We start from the raw sequence: 18,437 nt of genomic DNA, 5'->3' as shown, positions 1-18,437 counted from the left end.
GGATAGCTGATTTAAGTCAACTATCGACAACGGCAACGGGCTTAATTTCTCTTGCGTAGATATTTAGCAATTTCCGAATAATTTCAAAAATCGGCTAGTCAACATGATCGGTGAATTGCTGAGGACTCAACCGGAGATCGCTCTGTTCACGAGCCTCGCAATCGGCTATTTGATTGGCTCTTTTCGTATTGGTCCTATCCAGCTGGGCGGTGTTTGCGGCACATTGATCGTTGCGTTGTTACTTGGCCAGACAGGCGCGCGCCTCGCGCCCGATCTGAAGAACATCGCCTTCGCATTGTTCATCTTTGCGCTGGGCTTCACCGGTGGGCCGCAATTCTTCGCCAATATCGGTCGGGGGTGGCGCTATGGGCTGCTGTCAGTGGTCGAGATCGTGTCGGTGCTCGTGCTGATCACGATCGCGGTGACCGTGATGCGGCTCGATGCCGGCACTGCGGCGGGTCTCCTGGCCGGCGCGGCGACCGAGTCGGCCGTGATCGGCACGGCCTCCGAGGCGATTGCCAGGCTCGGCTTCGACGAAGCGCAGACGCTGCGTCTGCAAGCGAACATCGTGACTGCTTACAGCGTGAGTTACCTGTTCGGGCTGGTCACTATCGTCCTCTTCACGAGCCAGTTTGCACCTTTGCTGTTGCGCATTGATTTGCGCGAGGAGGCGGCGCGCGTGTGGCGCAAGCTGGGCGGCGACGGAGCATTGGGCGAGGGCCAGCATGCCGCCGCACCGGCGCTGGTGGGCCGCGTTTTTCGCATCGGGGCGGCGCGTGGTGCAACAGTTCTCACCATCGAACAGCAGCACGGCTTCAATCTCACCATCGAGCAGGTGCGGCGCAACGGCGCGAATGTGCCGGTAGATCCGCACCTCGCGCTGGCCTCGGGCGACATTGTGCTCGTCGCGGGCCGCCGCGAAGCGATCGTCGCCGCGGCGCCCGATCTCGGCGATGAAGTCGACGGCGCCGGCTTCGGCCAGGTGCTTGCCGAGAAACTCGACGTCGTGTTGACACGGCGCGACGCGCACGGCCTCACGGTTGCCCAGATGCGTGAGCGGGCACCGCCGGACGAGGCGCGTGGCGTCTACATTGCGGCCGTCACGCGGCTGGAGACGACAATACCCGCGTTGCCTGGCACCGAACTGAATCGCGGCGACGTGCTGACGCTGGTCGGCGCCAAGGCCGATGTCGAGCGCGGTGCACGGCGTCTCGGCTATGTGCTCGTCGCAACGCAGAAGACCGACTTCGTCTATCTGGGCCTCGGCGTGCTGGTCGGCATGGCGATTGGCCACCTGGGCGGGCGCATCGGCGGCGTATCGCTCGCATTGGGCACCGGCGGCGGCTGTTTGTTGTCCGGGCTGCTGTTCGGCTGGATCCGCTCGCGCCATCCGCTCGTCGGCTCGCTGCCTCCGGCGGCCGCGCAGATTCTCAAGGACTTCGGGCTTGCCACTTTCATCGCCGCGGTGGGATTGTCGGCGGGACCGGACGCCATCAAGCTGGTGCGCGGATACGGCCTCGCGCTGCCCGCAGCCGGCATTCTGATGGTGCTCGTGCCGGGGCTGCTGTCGTTGTGGATTGGCCGCATGTTCCTCAAGCTCGAAACGCCGATGCTGCTCGGCGCCATCGCCGGTCAGCAGTGCAGCACGCCGGCAATAAGCGCGCTCGTCGGTGTGACCGGCAACTCGACGCCGGTGATCGGCTACACGATCACCTACGCGCTTTCCAACATCTTTCTGCCGTTGATGGGACCGGTCGTGGTCGGCCTGGCCGGCAAGCTCAGCTAGCCGGTCGGATTCACCGCGCGGGGATCGAACACCCGCGGCGGGCAGTGTCGGGTAATTAGCATCGCAAACTATTCAGCGAGGACATGATGGACTGGCTACATCACATATTCCAGAAATCACCTGAGATCGCCCTGTTTCTGTCGCTCGCGGCTGGCTACTTTATTGGCCAGATCAACTTCGGCAAGTTCCAGCTGGGCGGCGTCGGCGGATCGCTGCTCGCGGCGGTGGTGATCAGTCAGGCAGGCGTGACGATCGACAACGGCGTGAAGTCGGTGATGTTCGCCGTATTCATCTACGCGGTCGGCTACGACTCCGGTCCGGGTTTCTTCAATTCGCTGAACCGCAAGACGCTGCGCGAAATCGCGATGGCCGTTTTCCTCGCGGTCACCGCGCTGATTACCGTGGTGATCTGCGCGAAGCTGTTCCACCTGAACAAGGGGCTCGCCGCCGGGCTCGCTGGCGGCGCGCTGACGCAGTCGGCGATCATCGGCACTGCGGGCGACGCGATCGCGCGCCTCGGGCTGCCCGCCGACGAGGTGAAGTCGCTGCAATCCGACGTTGCGATCGCCTATGCGGTGACGTACGTGTTCGGCTCGCTCGGCGCGATCATCGTATGCGTGAATATCTTGCCGAAGTTCATGGGGCAGAGTCTGCGCGATGCCTCCATCGAAGCAGAACGCGAGCTCACCGCGGGCGCGCCGGCTCGCGGGCCAGGACAACTTCTGGCGTTGCCGGAACTGGTAGGGCGCGCGTACCGGATCGACGTCAGCGCGGGCAAGACGGTGAAGCAGGTTGAGACGCTGCATCGCGACATGCTGACAATCGAGCGCGTCAAGCGAGGCGGCCATACGCTCGACCCTACGCCCGACCTGGTATTGAATCACGACGATGTCGTGCTCGTCGTGGGCCGTCGCGAAGCCGTCGTCGAGTTCGGCTCGAACGGCAGCGAAGTTGCAGACATTGGCGATGTCGGCGTCGTCATGCAGACGCGCGAAGGCGTATTCACCCGCAAAGGCATGAACCACACGACGATCGCGGCCGCGCGGGAAATGGTGGATCGCGACATGCGCCATGGCGTCTATCTGCAAGGCGTGACGCGCGCCGGGCAGCCGCTGCCGCTGCTGCCGGAAACCCATCTGGAACATGGCGACGTGCTGACGTTTTATGGCTCGCCGAAAGACACCAAGCGCGCCGTGGAAGCCGCGGGTTACGAACTGCCGTACAGCAACAAGACCGATTTCATCTACATGGGCGTCGGTCTCGTACTCGGCTTGCTGATCGGGCTCATCGTTATCAACGTGGGTGGAATTCCGCTCACGCTCGGTTCAGGCGGCGGCTGTCTGCTCGCCGGCCTGCTGTTCGGCTGGATGCGCGGCAAGCATCCCATGTACGGCGTGATGCCCACGGCAGCCTCGCAACTGCTGAAGGACTTCGGGCTCGCGGCCTTCGTCGCCGTGGTCGGTCTGAATTCCGGCCTGCAGGCCGTGGTCACGGTCAAGCAAAGCGGCATGACGATCTTCCTGCTCGGCGTGTTCGTCACGCTGTTCCCGCTCCTGCTCACGATGCTGTTCGGCCGCTACGTGCTTCGCTACAACAACGCGGCCATTCTGGCAGGTGCGCTGTCGGGCTCACGTAGTGCCAATCCGGCTTTTGGCGGCGTGCTGGACAAGGCGGAAAGCGCGGTGCCGACCGTGCCGTTCGCCATTACCTATGCAATCGCGAACGTCGCGTTGACGTTGCTCGGCCCGCTCGTGGTGGGACTCGTGTAGCAAACGCGTTGTATCGATCTCTTCGCGCCGGCCGCGGCATCGCGCTAATCAATGCCCGGCGGCGTCTTTCACCTGGCTCAGGAGAACACATCATGGCAAAAGAGAAGGACGACAAGAAACGTGGCGACATGGCACAGCCGGGTCTTGCCGCGCTCAGCCCGTTCGAGCTGAAGGACGAACTCATCAAGGCCGCGGGCGGCGGCGCCGTCGAGCGGCCAGCCAATGCGTCGATGCTGAACGCCGGTCGGGGCAACCCGAATTTTCTCGCAACGATCCCGCGTCACGGCTTCTGGCAGCTCGGGCTCTTCGCCATGCGCGAGTCGGAACGCTCGTTCGCTTATATGCCTGAAGGCGTCGGCGGATTTCCGCGGCGCGAAGGCCTCGAAGAGCGCTTTGACCTGTTCCTGCGCGAAAACAAAGGCGTCGCGGGGATCGACTTCTTGCGCGGCGCGGTATCGTACGTGCGCGATCAGCTGGGGCTTTCCGCCGGCGACTTCCTTTATGAAATGTGCGAGGGGATTCTCGGATCGAACTATCCGGTGCCCGACCGGATGCTCAAGCTATCCGAAGTTATCGTCGGACAATATCTGCGCCGGGAGATGATCGGCCGGCATCCGTTCGTCGGCGAATTCGACGTGTTCGCGGTGGAGGGCGGCACGGCGGCCATGACGTACATCTTCAACACGATGCGCGAGAATCACCTGATCAAGCCGGGCGACACCATCGCGCTCGGCATGCCGATCTTCACGCCGTACATCGAGATTCCGCGGCTGAACGACTACCAGTTGAACGTGGTGAATCTGAACGCCGGTGTTGAGAATGGCTGGCAGTACACCGAAGAAGAACTCGACAAGCTGCGCGATCCGAAAGTGAAGGCCTTCTTTCTCGTGAATCCGAGTAATCCGCCTTCGGTGAAAATGGACGACGAGAGCCTTCAGTACATTGCCGACATCGTCAAGGAACGGCCCGATCTGATTCTTCTCACCGACGACGTGTACGGAACATTCGCCGACGACTTCGTGTCGCTGTTCGCGCTTGCGCCGAAGAACACGATTCTCGTGTACTCGTACTCCAAATATTTCGGTGCGACCGGCTGGCGTCTCGGCACGATTGCGACGCATCGCGACAACGTGCTCGACAGGCTGATTTCGGAGCTGCCGAAAGACGTGAAGAAGCAGTTGCACGAACGTTATGAGTCGATCACCACAGAGCCTGAAAAGCTCAAATTCATCGATCGTCTGGTGGCCGACAGCCGCACCGTCGCGCTGAATCACACGGCAGGGCTGTCGACGCCGCAGCAGGTGCAGATGGTGTTGTTCTCGCTGTTCTCGCTGATGGATACGCCCGACGCATACAAGAACGCGCTGAAGCGCCTGATCCGCAAGCGCAAGCAGGCGCTTTATGAGGAGGTCGGCATTGCATTCGACGACAGCGACCCGAACCAGGTCGACTACTACACGATTCTCGACGCCGAGTACCTTGGCGAGCGGATGTTCGGGCGCGAGTTCGTCGATTGGCAGTTGAAGAGCACGCAGCCTACCGAATTGCTGTTCCGTCTCGCGCGCGAGGCTCGGGTGGTGCTGTTGCCGGGGCTCGGCTTCGGCACGCAGCATGCGTCTGGGCGTGTGTCGCTGGCCAACCTCAACGAGTCGGACTACCGGCAGATCGGACGCGCGGTGCGGCGGCTGATCGAAGAATACGTCGAGCGTTTCAATGCGGAAACCGGCAAAAAGCTCGACAAGACCAAGGTGAAGTGAGGTCTTGCGGCGGTGCGGCCAGGCGCGTCGCCTACGCGCGTTTGCGGCGCCGCCGGTAAAGCATGGTCAAAAAACTTGCGCAATTGCGCGGATCGGTGAATGATCGGACGACGGCCTCGCCAGTGTCATAGCTGGCGAGGCCGTTGGCTCCTGTGCATTCCATCTTTGCGCTTTCCTTCAAGTACCGATCATGCCGACTTCATCATCTAACGTTGCGTCTACTGCTGTGCCGTGTCCGGTTGTCGAATCGCTCGACGCCATTCTTCCCGAAGAGCCGTTACTGATGATGGGCGCCGGCCCCGTGCCGATTCCCGCAGCGGTCGCCAAGGCCAATACGATCGTCATCAACCATCTGGGCGCAACCATGGTGAAGGTGATCGGTCAGGTAAAGACGATGGCGCGCTACGTGTTCCAGACCCATTCGAAATGGGTGCTGGGCGTGGCGGGCCCCGGTTCGGCCGCGATGGAAATGGCAATCTCGAATCTCGCGTGGGAAGGTACGCGCGTGCTGAGCATCAAGAACGGCTTTTTCAGCGGGCGCATGGCGGAGATGGGCCGCCGCGTCGGCGCGCGAGTGACGGAACTGGAAGTGGCCGACCGCACGGTGGCGAGTCTCGACGAGATCGCCGAGGCAATCCGCCGTGAGCGACCGGAGATCGTCACGGTGGTGCAGGGCGAGACTTCGAATACGGTCTGGAATTACCAGTTGAAGGACATTGCCGCACTGGCGAAGGCGGCGGGCGCGCTGGTGATCGTCGATGCTGTGTGCACATTGAGCACCATGCCGCTCGCCATGGACGCGTGGGGCATCGACGCGGTGATCACGGGCGGGCAGAAGGGCTTGTCGTCTATTCCGGGAGTCTCGCTGATTGCGTTTTCCGATGCAGCGTGGGAGCGCGTGAAAGGACGTACGGCGCCGAATGCGCATTGGTGTCTCGACGCGTCGCTCGCCGAGAACTTCTGGCATAACGCGGGATATCACTACACGGCGCCCGTGTCGGGCGTGCTGGCTTTACATGAGGCACTGCGGCTCGTGTGCGCAGAGACGCTTGAAAAGCGTTTTGCGCGGCACCTCAAGTGTTCGGTGGCGTTGCAGGAAGGCGTGACCGCGCTCGGCTTGCAGCTGTATGCGCCGGTTGCTTGCCGGCTAAATTCGGTGGTGGGAATCGAGGTGCCCGCCGGGCTGAGTCCAGGCGATGTATGCGCGCATATTTCGCGGCAGCATCAGGTCGAAATTTCGGGGTCGTTCGGATTGCCGATTGTTCGGATCGGACAGATGGGCGAGCAATGCCGCGAGCACAACCTGTTTCGCACTGTGCACGCGTTGGGCCGGACGATGGTCGATCTCGGAGTTAAGGTCGATTTGCCCGCCGGGGTCGCGGCGTTGGAGCGGGGATTGTCGGAAGGAAAGTAGAGGGCTGGGAACCACTCCGTTAATGCGACACGCTCGAAAGTCCGCCTGCCGGAGGTAATCCTGGCGGCGGACCGCTGTCGGTCAAACTGAACGTCGACATGGAACTCGGGCAGTGGAACGTCTTCAGCACATCGCTCGTCAGTGGGTTGGCAACGCTGCCCGCGCCAACGATGTCGAGTACCGCCTTGCGCCCGTCGAAGTTGAACGCAACGCGGGTACCTCCCGATGTAGCTGTTCCCAGCACCAACGATGACCTTCGATGGTCGTCCGGTCGCCCGTATGGGCGACGAAGTCTTTTGCCCGCGGCATCCGGGAATTAGACCGAACCTGATTGTTGAGGGTGATGAGTCGATGATGGATGACGGCCTTCCTGTTGCTCATCATGGACATCGTGCGACATGTGGTTGCCGATTAATTTCCAGCTTGTCGTAACTATGTTCGCTTTAGCCGCTCGACAAACGCAACTTGGGGCGGCTCGAAGCCGAGCCTTTCGACGAGTACCGGCTGAACGTACGGCTAGCTGCAACCAAGGCCAGGCGTGCCACGGCGCTGGTCCTGATTACGCCGCTGCCTGCCCGGAGCCGCGGAACTCAAGTGTGAGTTGGTGCGTTGAGCCGAAAAGCCCTCAAAGCGCCGCAGGCATCTTCCCAACCTTCACATCCCGAAGATAAAGAAAACTGGAAAGCCCCACAGCCGCTGCAGCGGCAATTGCTGCAAATAGAAACACTGACCCGTACCCAAACTCGCCGGCAATATACCCCGCCAACGGCCCCGTAATTCCCAGCGACAGATCCAGAAACACCGAGTAAGCCGACAACGCCGCACCTCGGCTCGCGGGCGGTACGAGTCCGACTGCCTCGACGCCGAGCGCCGGAAATACCAACGCAAACCCGAATCCGGTCAACGCCGCCCCCGCGAGCGCAATATGCGGCTCAGGCGCAAGCCACAGCATCAGCAGGCCGACACATTCAAATGAAAACGAAACAATCGCGACCCGGAAACCTCCGTAGGTCTTGATCGTGTTGGCGAACAGCAGCCGCGCGCCGATGAACAGCGTGCCGAACACCGTCAGCGACAACGCCGCGTTCGGCCACTGCTTCGCCGCATAGAACAAGGTGATGAACGTCGCAATCGATCCAAAACCGGCCGAGCCGAGCGCAAGGCCGATGCCGTGCGGCAGGACGCGCGTGAACACGCTTCGGTACGACATCCGTTCGCCGTGGACGATTGGCACGGATGCCATCGGCCGGGCGAGGTAGAAGCCGAGCGCCGCCAGCAGAATCACTAGAATGCCGAGCGCCGCAAATCCGACCGTCCGCTCGATCGCAACGCCGAGCGGCGCGCCGACCGCCAGCGCGCCATACGTGGCGATGCCGTTCCACGAGATCACTCGTGCGTTGTTGCTCGTGCCCACGCGGCCGATGCCCCACAGAATCGCGCCGGTGCCGCACAGACTCTCGCCGAATCCGAGCACGAGCCGGCTGCACACAAGCAGGCCAAGACTCAGCACGGGCCAGCGTCCGCACAAAACTGCCAGCAACAAAAGAACGCCGCTCGCGCCGCATCCGAGCAAGCCGATCGTCACCGTCCGCTTCGGTCCCAACGTATCTGCCGAACGTCCTGCCAGCGGCCGCGACGCCAAAGTCGCCAAGTACTGCACGCTGATCGCGGCGCCCGCGAGCACCGCGCTGTAGCCGAGGTCGTCATGCACGTAGCCCGGCAGCACCGCCAGCGGAATGCCGATCGTCAGATAGCAAAGAAACGTGAAAAAGACGACCGGAATGATCTGCATGGTCGTGGCGAATTCGCTGCGGGGTGTCGCTGTGTCGGTGGACATGGGGAAAACCAGACTTGAAAACGGCGGGAAGGCGTGATTTTCCCATGGAACCGATTCTCTTGCAGCATTTGCTTAATAATTGGTCAGACGTAAGCCGGTGCGAAGCCCAGATAGTGGGGCGTCGGACGCTTAATTTGCCCTCGGCGAAGGGCGAAATGCTCACCGCGCGCCCCTACAAAATGGCTGAAATCAAGCATTTCACCAGCAAACATCTAAGACCAGCCAACCCAACATAAGCCCACAGCGCGCCAATTCCATCTCGATATCGCATTGCGCATATGTCCCGCATGCGACCCGGGCTATGGGTTGTATTTATTGACGGTGATAGTTTTCGAACCATCCCTGCTGGACAAAGAACATTCGAGAGCGATAAGACATGACTGAGCCAATCCGCTTTTACCATCGCAACGCGATCCGCGAAATCAAGGACGCGCCTGTCACCCGCACGGTCCTGCAGTATCTGCGTGAAGATGCGCACTGCACCGGCACCAAGGAAGGCTGCGCCGAAGGCGATTGCGGCGCGTGCACGGTCGTGGTTGGCGAGCGCAACGAAAAGGGCGGCGTCGACTTCAAGGCGGTCAACGCCTGCATCCAGTTCATGCCGACGCTCGATGGCAAGGCGCTCTTCACCGTCGAAGATCTGCGTCAGCCCGACGGCTCGCTGCATCCGGTACAGCAGGCGATGGTCGAATGCCACGGCTCGCAGTGCGGTTTCTGCACGCCGGGCTTCGTCATGTCGATGTGGTCGCTCTACGAAAAGCACGGCCACGAGCATGGCTGCGCAAACAAGACGGTGCCCTCGCGCGAAGCAATCAGCAACGCGCTCACAGGCAATCTGTGCCGCTGCACCGGCTATCGTCCGATCGTGGATGCGGCCGTGCGCATGTTCGAAGTCCCCGCGCCCAAGGCACCGGTGAATGTGGAGGCGCTCGCAGGCGCGCTCGCGACGCTGCAACGCGACGACACGTTCCATTACGAGCACGCCGGCCAGCGCTTCGACGCGCCGCGCACGGTCCAGGCGCTCGCACAGATCAAGCAGGCCGAGCCGGCCGCGCGCATTCTCGCGGGCAGCACCGACATTGGCCTGTGGGTCACCAAGCAGATGCGCGAACTCGGCAATGTCGTGTACGTCGGCCAAATCGCCGAATTGCAGAAGCTCGAAACGCATGCCGACTGGATCGAAATTGGCGCGGGCGTGACGGTAGAGAACGCCTACGCGGAGATCGCGAAGGAATATCCCGAGCTTACGGAAATGTGGCTACGCTTCGCTTCGCTGCCCATTCGCAACGCGGGCACACTCGGCGGCAACATCGCCAACGGCTCGCCGATCGGTGATTCGATGCCCGGTCTCATCGCGCTCGGCGCGCGCGTGATTGTCCGAGGTGGCGACGTCGAACGCGAAATGCCGCTCGAAGACCTGTACGTCGCGTATCAGAAGAAGAATATGGCCGAGCACGAGTTCGTCGTCGGCCTGAAGGTGCCGACTCGCACCGGCGCGCGCGCAAAGTTGCAATTCCGCACCTATAAGCTGTCGAAGCGCTTCGACTCGGACATCTCCGCTGTGTGTGCCGCATTCTCGTTTATCGCGGACGGCGAGTTGATTCGCGAGCCGCGCATCGCCTTCGGCGGCATGGCAGCGACGCCGAAGCGGGCAACGCATGCAGAAGCCGTGCTGCGCGACGCCGAATGGCATGAAGCCACCGCGCAAGCCGCGATGCTCGCGCTCGGCAACGACTACGCGCCGCTTTCCGATATGCGCGCGACCAGCAATTATCGTCTCGAAGCTGCAAAGAACACGCTGTATCGCTTCTGGCTCGAAACGCGCCCCAACAATCCGTTGCCGAAAAGCTCGCTCGATGTGCGCGCGGTGGTTGCGGCGTGCTCGACTGCGGACGCCGGTGTCGGCGGCAATGTCGTGGCAGATGCCTGAAGCGCACGAAGCGCACGAAGAAAACGGAGAACACAACAATGAATCAGCATGCCGAACCCTTTCTGAAGGACGCTCAGGCGCTCGACGACTTCACGCAGGTTCATGTGTCGCGCCCGCATGAATCGGCGCATCTACACGTGAGCGGCCGCGCGACTTATACTGACGACATCCCGACGGTCGCAGGCACGCTGCACGCCGCGCTCGGCCTGTCGAGCAATGCACACGCGAAAATCGTGTCCATGTCGCTCGACAAGGTGCGCGCGACGCCCGGCGTGGTCGCTATCTTTACGGCGGACGATATTCCCGGCGCCAACGACGTCGCGCCGATCGTCCACGGCGACGATCCGATTCTCGCCGACGGCATCGTTCAGTACGTCGGTCAGCCGGTGTTCATCGTGGTCGCGACGTCGCACGAAACCGCGCGGCTCGCCGCCCGCCGCGCGGAGATCGTCTATGAGGAATTGCCTGCCATCCTGACCGCGCAGCAGGCGCGTGCCGCCAACCAGCACGTGCTGCCGCCGATGAAACTCGCGCGCGGCGAGGCCGGCACGAAGATCGCACGCGCGTCGCATCGTGAGGCTGGCGAAATGCTGCTCGGCGGCCAGGAGCAGTTCTATCTGGAAGGGCAGATTTCGTATGCGGTGCCGAAGGACGACGACGGCATGCACGTCTATTGCTCAACGCAGCATCCGACTGAAATGCAGCATCTTGTCGCTCACGCGTTGGGCATTGCGTCCCATAACGTGCTGATCGAATGTCGCCGAATGGGTGGCGGCTTCGGCGGCAAGGAATCGCAGTCGGGTCTCTTCGCGTGCTGCGCGGCGCTCGCCGCGTGGAAGCTGCTGTGCCCCGTCAAGCTGCGCCCGGATCGCGACGACGACATGATGGTGACGGGCAAGCGGCACGACTTCCACTACACGTATGAAGTCGGCTACGACGACAAGGGCGTGATCGAAGGCGTGGCTGTCGACATGACCTCGCGCTGCGGTTTTTCGGCCGACCTGTCCGGCCCGGTGATGACGCGCGCGCTGTGCCACTTCGACAACGCGTACTGGCTGTCCGATGTGACCATCGACGGCTTTTGCGGCAAGACCAACACGCAATCGAACACCGCGTTTCGCGGCTTCGGCGGTCCGCAAGGTGCGTTTGCGATCGAATACATCATGGACAACGTGGCGCGTTCGATCGGCGAGGATTCGCTCGACGTGCGCCGCCGCAATCTGTATGGCAAGACCGAGCGTAATCAGACGCCGTATGGCCAGATCGTCGAAGACAACGTGATTCACGAACTGATCGACGAACTGGAAGCGACCAGCGAATATCGCGCGCGCCGCGCGGCGATCAACGAATTCAACGCCAACAACGAGGTGCTGAAGAAGGGCCTCGCACTGACGCCGGTCAAGTTCGGCATTGCGTTCAACGTCACGCACTTCAATCAGGCCGGCGCGCTGGTGCATATCTACACCGACGGTTCGGTGCTCGTGAATCACGGCGGCACGGAAATGGGCCAGGGCTTGAACACAAAAGTCGCACAGGTCGTCGCACATGAACTGGGCGTCGGCTTCAACCGGATTCGCGTGACGGCAACGGATACCAGCAAGGTCGCGAATACCTCGGCGACGGCGGCTTCGACGGGTTCGGATCTGAACGGCAAGGCTGCACAGGACGCGGCGCACCAGCTGCGCGAACGGCTCGCCGTGTTTGCCGCCGAGCGTTTCGGCGCCGGCGAGGTGAATGCTTCCGACGTGCGCTTCGCGCATGACCGCGTGATTGTCGGCGAGGCAGTTGTGCCGTTCGAAGAAGTCGTCGCAAAGGCTTATCTCGCGCGAATCCAGCTGTGGTCCGATGGTTTTTATGCGACACCGAAGCTCTACTGGGATCAGGCGAAGCTGCAAGGCCGGCCGTTCTATTACTACTCGTATGGCGCGGCCGTGTCCGAAGTGGTGATCGACACACTGACCGGCGAAATGCGCGTGCTGCGCGCGGACGCGCTGCATGACGTAGGCGCGTCGCTGAATCCGGCGCTCGACATCGGCCAGGTGGAAGGCGCGTTCATTCAGGGCATGGGCTGGCTCACCACCGAGGAGTTGTGGTGGAACGCCGGCGGCAAGCTCATGACGCACGCGCCGTCCACCTACAAGATTCCGACTGTCAACGATACGCCGCCGGTTTTCAACGTGCGTCTGTTCAAGAACCGCAATGCAGAGGACAGCATCCATCGCTCGAAAGCGACTGGCGAGCCGCCGCTGCTGTTGCCGTTCTCGGTATTCTTTGCGATTCGCGACGCGGTGTCGGCAGTGGGCGGTCATCGGGTGAATCCGCCGCTCAATGCACCTGCCACGAGCGAGGAAATCCTCAGGGCGATCGGCGCGGTGCGGGCCGCCGCGTCGGCCGCGAGGTAATTGAAGATGAACGCGATCAACCACTGTTCTTCGATTCGGATCGGCCGGCGCAGCGAGGTCGACGAGTCCCGTCCCGCGCCCATGCACATCGTGCTGTTCGGCGCGGGCCATGTGGGGCATGCGCTCATTCAATTGCTCGGCAACCTGCCGTGTGTAGTTCAGTGGGTGGACGAGCGCGACGAACTGTTCCCCGACGAAACGCCTGCGAATGTGCAGATCGAAGCCACCGACACGCCCGACGCGATCGTCGATACGGCACCGCCCGGCGCCTGGTTTCTGGTGATGACGCATAACCATGCGCTCGATTTCTCGCTCGCTGAACGCATCATGCGGCGACGCGATTTCAGCTACTTCGGCATGATCGGTTCGAAGACAAAACGCGTAAAGTTCGAGCGGCGCCTGCTCGCGCGTGGGGTAGAGCTCGAACGGTTGCAGCAGATGACATGTCCGATCGGCGTGCCAGGTATCGTCGACAAGGCGCCGGCCATGATCGCGGTGGCGGTATGTGCGGAGTTGCTGCAGGTTCGCGGGCGGCGAGCCGCGGTTCAGCCCGCAACGGCAAACGGAACGCAAGCGGCGCTCCAACCTGTGGCGGCAAACGTCTGAAATGGATTGGCTGCGTTTAGCGCCGTTAAAAACATTAGCCGACGCGGCCTGATCGACTAAGTCATCCGCACGACAACATCAGCCGCCGATCACTCGTTAACCGTCTCAACCGCATGGACGCCTCATCGCTCCATTAGCGCGTTCGCGTCGCCCTCAGGTGGACCCTTGCCGCGGCTGCTTCGCGCGCCGAACCTTCTGCGCGACCAGCCCGTCCGACACCTGTGACATCAATGCGCGCAGCCAGCCGAGATCGCTCGGGCGATCCGGCTGCGGATGCCACATCTGATAGCACTTGATACGCGGAAACGGGATGGGCGCCTCGACAACCGCGAGCGGCAGAATGCTCGCGTAGTGCGTCGCGAAGCGCCGCGTCGTCGTGAAGATCAGATCGGATTGCAACAGCGTCTGCGGCACGAGGCCGAAGTACGGCAGCGTGGCGACGATGCGCCGCTCGGCGCGCGCTCTCGCAAACCCGATGTCGATGGCGCCACCGCGCGCGCCGCTATAAGGAGTCGGCGCAAGATGCGGCGCCGCGAGATACGCGTCGCGCGTGAGCGGCGCGCGCGCCAACGGATGGTCCGCCCGCATCAGGCACACAACCGTGTCCGAAAACAGGTCGCTGCGCTCGAAGCGCGGATCGGGCTTCGGCCAGTTGCCGATTACGAGGTCGAGTTCGCCCGCATCGAGCGAGGCAGTGTGGTCGAGCATCGGGCTCAGCGAATCGATTTCGAGCCGGGCGTGCGGCGCCGCCTCGCGGAACTGCGCGATCACGGTCGGCATGAAAAAGTCGTTCAGATAATCCGGCGCGGCTACCCGAAAGGTGCGGCGCGAACGGCCGGGGTCGAAGTCGCCGTGCGGCGTGGCCACGAAATCGACCTCACGCAGCACCCGTTGCGCGGATGCGAGCAGCGACTCGCCATATTCGGTCGGCACCATGCCCGACTTGCCCCGTACGAGGATGGGGTCGTTCAGCGTCTCTCGAAGCTTGCGCAGCGCGGTACTGATTGCGGGCTGTGTCTGGTTCAGGCGCAGCGCGGTTTGCGTGACGCTGCGCTCGACCAGCAGCGTGCGCAGCACACGCACGAGCCAGATATCGAGGGAGGCGGCGGTGTCGTCCATGGAAAAGAGGGAGGCGAAGTCGAGCGGGCGTCACAAGAATCCGCACCGCACGCGAGGCGATCAGCACGCGGTCTATGCGTGGCGCAAAGGTTATAACCTTAGGCCCGATTGCACTGCGGCCGCCATAGCGGGCGCGGTATGTCCGGCATCAGCAGCGCCCGGTAGCCCCACGCGCGCCACACGCGCGCCCCACGCACTCCACTGCACCGAACCGAACGCTCAGATGTTGGGCAAACCCGACGGCAGCGCACTGATCCGCTTCACTTCGCTCGATTCCAGCCAGTTGGGCGTGCGTGCGCAGTACAACACCATCGGCAACGCATCTTCGCCCCAGAACAATTGGTCGTTCAGCCGGAAGGTCGGCACGCCGTACACACCGAGGCCGATGGCGTCGGCGGTATTGCGCTGCAATTGCGCCTTCACTTCTTCGCTCTTGATGAGTTCGGGGCCGTCCGGTATGCCCACCCGTTCGCACAATTCGGCGAATGCCGCGTCGCTCGACGGATCGCGGCCTTCACGCCAGATGAAGCGGAAGATTTCGCGCACACAGACCACGTCGGCCTGAGCGGCGGTGGCGAGCAGCAGCGGCTTCATGGAGTCGAAAGGATGAGCCGGCGGCATCTTGTACGGTATGCCGAGTTGCTCCGCGCGAAAGAGCGCGTGCCGGTACAGGAAGGTGCGTTTGGCCGGCACGCTGTAAGCCGGCCGTTGCCCCCAGTGACGATACAGGTCGTTCAGCACCACCGGCGTGAATGCGAAGTCGAAGCCCGGCCATTTGTCGTGTTGCTCGAGCAGCAGATACGTGAACGGCGAGACGAAATCGTAAAACCACAGGGGCTGCGCGGCGTCGATGCCAACGGTCATATATGTCTCCCGGATTGCCTGTCCGACAGATCGGCGGTTGCGTCTGCCAGATCGTCGGAATTGTAATGATCTTACGCGGTGCGGCGGCGGCTTGCACCGTCAATCTGGTTTGCGGCGCTCGTCGGCGCGTGTCTCGCCGATCTCTGCGGCTTCGTTCGGCGCGCCGGGCGCAGCGGCCGCGTCGCCGGCTTCGGTCAACGCGGCGAAGTCCTGGCCGGTACCTTCGTCCGGCTCTTCTTCGGACATCTCCCGCTGCGCTTCGCGGCTTTGCATGAGCCTTGCCCGCACAAATCCGATGTGCTCGCGCAGCACATAGAACTGATCGGCATAGGCGAGCGGCATCTTCAGACCATTCACCGAGTCTTCGATCGCGTCGAGCCGTTGCAGAAGCGACGCGCGCTCGGCCGGCGAATGGTCGCTAAGCGCGCTGCGCTCGATAGCGATCAGTGCGCCATACCAGCGATAGATACGTGACTTCACCCGCCATGCATACAGCGACGGCACGAGCCGCAGCGCCGGGATCAGCAGCACCACGAGCGGCACGACCACCACGAGCAGCCGGTCGGCAAGGCTCGCGAGCCAGAACGGCAACAGGCGGTACAGGAAGCTCTTGCCCGACTTGTAGTAGCGCGCGGCGTCGTCGCTGATCGTGAAGTCATGGGCAAGCGGCGCAGGGAATTCACCCGCGCGCTGCATGATGTTGGCCCTGCCGTGCACTTCGCGCGCGGCTTCGATCAGCAGGTCCGACAGCGCCGGGTGCAGCGAGTCGCGGGCCACCAGTTCGGCGGTCGGCGCGACCATATGGATCGGCGCGGACGGCAGGTTCTTACCGAGATCGAACGCGCCCATCGGCAATTCGAGTTGCGTCAGGTACGGAAAGCGGCGGGTGTATGCGTCGGCCTGCGTGAAATCGTAGAACTGCACGTTTGGCGTGCGGTAAAGCTTGCCCATGACCGCGGGTTGCGCGGAATCGCCGGCGAGGAAAGCCGCGTCGACCTTCCCGGAGATGAGGGCCTGCGCCGCGTCTTCGCCGGATAGCGGCAGCAGTTTGGTCGCGCCGCCCGGCTCGATGCCGTTGGCCTTCAGGAGCGCGAGCGCCAGTTCCCGGGTGCCGCTGCCTTCGGCGCCGACTGCGAGCCGCTGGCCCTTGAATTCGGAAAGCCGCGCGACCGTCGGCCCGTGATAGAAGATTGCGAGCGGCACATACGACACGCTGCCGAGCGACATCAGGCCGTTGCTTGCTGCGCCGGGCGCGACGCCGTCCTGCACGAAGCCTACGTCGACGTTCGAGTTCGGGTCTGACAGCCGTTTGAGATTTTGCAGCGAGCCTTCCGACGGCAGCACATTCAACGTGATGCGGTTGCGCGCGAGAATCTCCTTGTACTTTTGAGCCGCCGTCCAGAAGCTGCTGCCTTGCGGGCCGGCGCTAATGGTGAGCGTGCTGGGCGGCGCGGGCTGGATCAGGCGCACCGCGAGCCAGATCGCGACGGCAGCGATCAGCACGATCGGCCCGAACGACACAGCCAGATCGCGCCACGAGATCGCGACGAAACGGGCAACGAGGTGGGTGGGGCGTTTGCGGCCGGTGGCTGGCTTCATCGGATGACAGGACGGCTACGTTCGGAGTGAACTGAATGGGGCGCTGCGCGTGGCGCCGATGGTACCTGAGATTGCCGCGCCGGCGGAATGGACGACTGGGCAGGGCGCGGAGAAACCCGTAACAAAAAGTGACTACCGGGTAGCGGCCAAGCGGCGAGCGCGGGGCGAGGAGCACGCAATGAAGGTTCGGTGACCGGCGAGTGCTTCGCCGGCAAGCAGGGCGCAGGCGGCCATTAAAAAGCGCCGCGGCGACAAGTGCTTCAGCAGGTTAAGCGCATATAGGAAGCACGTGAACAGCGTATGAACGCCTGCAAACATGAGTATTTAACTCAGCCCCCTCGCATCGAGCACAACTAAACCCTTTGCGCTTCTGGCGCCGCTAGATTAAATTGTGCATCGCTGCCGCGAACACACGTTTCGCGCGGCGCGACCCGGCACGACACACAAGAACCGGGCGCGTCTGCGAATATCGCGGCTTGCCGGTCTGCGGACCGCATCGCATGAGCGTCTTCGCCATCGCGTGCGGCACATGGCAGCCGGCCTCCCTTCGCCTCTCGCATCTCGTGTCGCAGCCACAGCCGGCCATTGCCTCGCCGCGCGCCTCGTCGCGCCTCGGGCATGGCCGCAGGTAGTCGTAACGAAGCCGCTTATTCAAGCGGTCCAATGTGAAGCTAAGGAGAGAAGCAATATGAAATCGGTCGGTTTTCTGAAGACGCTGGGCTCGGTGGTGGCAATGGTGGTGGCATGCAACGTCTATGCTCAGGCAAGCGATGCAACGGCAACGGGCACGACAGCCGCTCCCGCCGCCACCGCGAAGGCGAGCAAGAAGGCCAATAGCCAGCTGGGCCGCAAGGTGCGCGCCGCGCTCGCCAAGACGCAAGGCATCGACGTGTCCAACATCGCCGTGCGCGCCCGTGGCGGCGCCGTGACGCTCACGGGCTCGGTGCCCGATCAAGGTCAGATCGACGCGGCCGGCGAGGCAGCGAAGGGTGTCGCCGGCGTGACGTCGGTGTCGAACAAGCTGAACGTGATGCAGCAGTAAGTGCGGCGAGCGGGCGCATCGGTAAGCCCGCTGTGACGGCGCACTGATCAGGCGGCTAGCGGCGCGGCAATCAGCGCGCCTCACACGGCGCGGCTTATGAGGTGGCGGTGCCGCGTCGGACGTTTTCCGGCGCAACGCACCACTTCAATGTGCACGAACGAAAAAGCTCCGGCAGCCATGCCGGAGCTTTTTTGTTTGTGCGCCCAGCATGGGCGCACTCCTGCGGGTGCAAGTCCCGCCATAAGCTGGTCACAGCGAATGAAGTGAAGCGCAACTGCATGAGGGCGACCGAGTGTGGGGAGGAAGCGTGGA

The 18,437-nt window shown here is 62.8% G+C and carries 13 protein-coding genes and 1 pseudogene; 9 read left to right on the top strand and 5 right to left on the bottom strand.

All coding sequences use genetic code 11. The annotated features are described in order from the left end of the window. Positions 1 to 103: 103 nt before the first annotated feature. The 4 genes from aspT (ACTJLB_RS28870) to ACTJLB_RS28855 all read left to right on the top strand — a co-directional run bounded on the left by aspT (ACTJLB_RS28870) (position 104) and on the right by ACTJLB_RS28855 (position 6,726). Positions 104 to 1,786 carry an aspartate-alanine antiporter gene (gene aspT, locus ACTJLB_RS28870; RefSeq protein ID WP_440785291.1) on the top strand — a complete coding sequence of 561 codons (1,683 nt, stop codon included), beginning with the start codon at positions 104 to 106 and terminating at the stop codon, positions 1,784 to 1,786. A gap of 86 nt (positions 1,787 to 1,872) precedes the next feature. Continuing rightward, on the top strand, positions 1,873 to 3,555 hold the full coding sequence (gene aspT / locus ACTJLB_RS28865) for an aspartate-alanine antiporter (RefSeq protein ID WP_440785342.1): 1,683 nt from the start codon (positions 1,873 to 1,875) through the stop codon (positions 3,553 to 3,555). Positions 3,556 to 3,647: 92 nt separating this feature from the next. Further along, the gene (locus ACTJLB_RS28860; protein ID WP_408161655.1) at positions 3,648 to 5,312 is read left to right on the top strand and encodes a bifunctional aspartate transaminase/aspartate 4-decarboxylase; all 1,665 of its coding nucleotides are present in this window, start codon (positions 3,648 to 3,650) and stop codon (positions 5,310 to 5,312) included. A 190-nt stretch (positions 5,313 to 5,502) separates the two neighbouring features. Further along, on the top strand, positions 5,503 to 6,726 hold the full coding sequence (locus ACTJLB_RS28855) for a pyridoxal-phosphate-dependent aminotransferase family protein (RefSeq protein ID WP_408492967.1): 1,224 nt from the start codon (positions 5,503 to 5,505) through the stop codon (positions 6,724 to 6,726). A gap of 19 nt (positions 6,727 to 6,745) precedes the next feature. Here ACTJLB_RS28855 and ACTJLB_RS28850 read toward each other — a convergent pair. Beyond that, positions 6,746 to 6,970, bottom strand: a pseudogene (locus ACTJLB_RS28850) (hypothetical protein); the annotation flags it as partial. A gap of 5 nt (positions 6,971 to 6,975) precedes the next feature. Here ACTJLB_RS28850 and ACTJLB_RS28845 point away from each other — a divergent pair. Beyond that, a complete protein-coding gene (locus tag ACTJLB_RS28845; protein ID WP_408492968.1) occupies positions 6,976 to 7,158 on the top strand; it encodes a PAAR domain-containing protein in 183 nt (60 codons plus the stop codon). Positions 7,159 to 7,351: 193 nt separating this feature from the next. On the opposite strand, the gene ACTJLB_RS28840 is transcribed toward ACTJLB_RS28845, so the two are convergent. After that, positions 7,352 to 8,563 (bottom strand): MFS transporter, encoded by a 1,212-nt coding sequence (locus ACTJLB_RS28840; RefSeq protein WP_027777950.1) that lies wholly within the window; start codon positions 8,561 to 8,563, stop codon positions 7,352 to 7,354. A gap of 376 nt (positions 8,564 to 8,939) precedes the next feature. On the opposite strand from ACTJLB_RS28840, the gene xdhA reads away from it, so the two are divergent. The 3 genes from xdhA to xdhC are packed head-to-tail and all read left to right on the top strand — an operon-like array spanning position 8,940 to position 13,501. Continuing rightward, the gene (gene xdhA / locus ACTJLB_RS28835) at positions 8,940 to 10,493 is read left to right on the top strand and encodes a xanthine dehydrogenase small subunit (protein ID WP_440785290.1); all 1,554 of its coding nucleotides are present in this window, start codon (positions 8,940 to 8,942) and stop codon (positions 10,491 to 10,493) included. Positions 10,494 to 10,531: 38 nt separating this feature from the next. Continuing rightward, the gene (xdhB, locus tag ACTJLB_RS28830) at positions 10,532 to 12,895 is read left to right on the top strand and encodes a xanthine dehydrogenase molybdopterin binding subunit (protein WP_440785289.1); all 2,364 of its coding nucleotides are present in this window, start codon (positions 10,532 to 10,534) and stop codon (positions 12,893 to 12,895) included. Positions 12,896 to 12,901: 6 nt separating this feature from the next. After that, positions 12,902 to 13,501: a xanthine dehydrogenase accessory protein XdhC gene (gene xdhC, locus ACTJLB_RS28825; RefSeq protein WP_310354260.1), complete on the top strand. Its 600-nt coding sequence runs from the start codon at positions 12,902 to 12,904 to the stop codon at positions 13,499 to 13,501. Between the two features lie 153 nt (positions 13,502 to 13,654). Here the strand turns inward: xdhC and ACTJLB_RS28820 are convergent, their stop codons facing one another. The 3 genes from ACTJLB_RS28820 to ACTJLB_RS28810 form a co-directional block, all read right to left on the bottom strand. Further along, complete coding sequence (locus ACTJLB_RS28820; RefSeq protein ID WP_027777954.1) at positions 13,655 to 14,620, bottom strand: LysR substrate-binding domain-containing protein; 966 nt, start codon at positions 14,618 to 14,620, stop codon at positions 13,655 to 13,657. A 219-nt stretch (positions 14,621 to 14,839) separates the two neighbouring features. Further along, complete coding sequence (locus ACTJLB_RS28815; protein WP_020069762.1) at positions 14,840 to 15,484, bottom strand: 2-hydroxychromene-2-carboxylate isomerase; 645 nt, start codon at positions 15,482 to 15,484, stop codon at positions 14,840 to 14,842. Between the two features lie 99 nt (positions 15,485 to 15,583). Beyond that, positions 15,584 to 17,083, bottom strand: a complete 1,500-nt coding sequence (locus ACTJLB_RS28810) for a TAXI family TRAP transporter solute-binding subunit (protein ID WP_440785288.1) — start codon at positions 17,081 to 17,083, stop codon at positions 15,584 to 15,586. Positions 17,084 to 17,771: 688 nt separating this feature from the next. On the opposite strand from ACTJLB_RS28810, the gene ACTJLB_RS28805 reads away from it, so the two are divergent. Then, the gene (locus tag ACTJLB_RS28805) at positions 17,772 to 18,125 is read left to right on the top strand and encodes a BON domain-containing protein (protein ID WP_020069765.1); all 354 of its coding nucleotides are present in this window, start codon (positions 17,772 to 17,774) and stop codon (positions 18,123 to 18,125) included. Positions 18,126 to 18,437: the final 312 nt, after the last annotated feature.

The sequence above is a fragment of the Paraburkholderia sp. 22098 genome (genome assembly GCF_052045935.1).
Taxonomy (GTDB): Bacteria; Pseudomonadota; Gammaproteobacteria; order Burkholderiales; family Burkholderiaceae; genus Paraburkholderia; species Paraburkholderia caledonica.
This window is presented reverse-complemented; position numbering and strand designations above follow the sequence as displayed.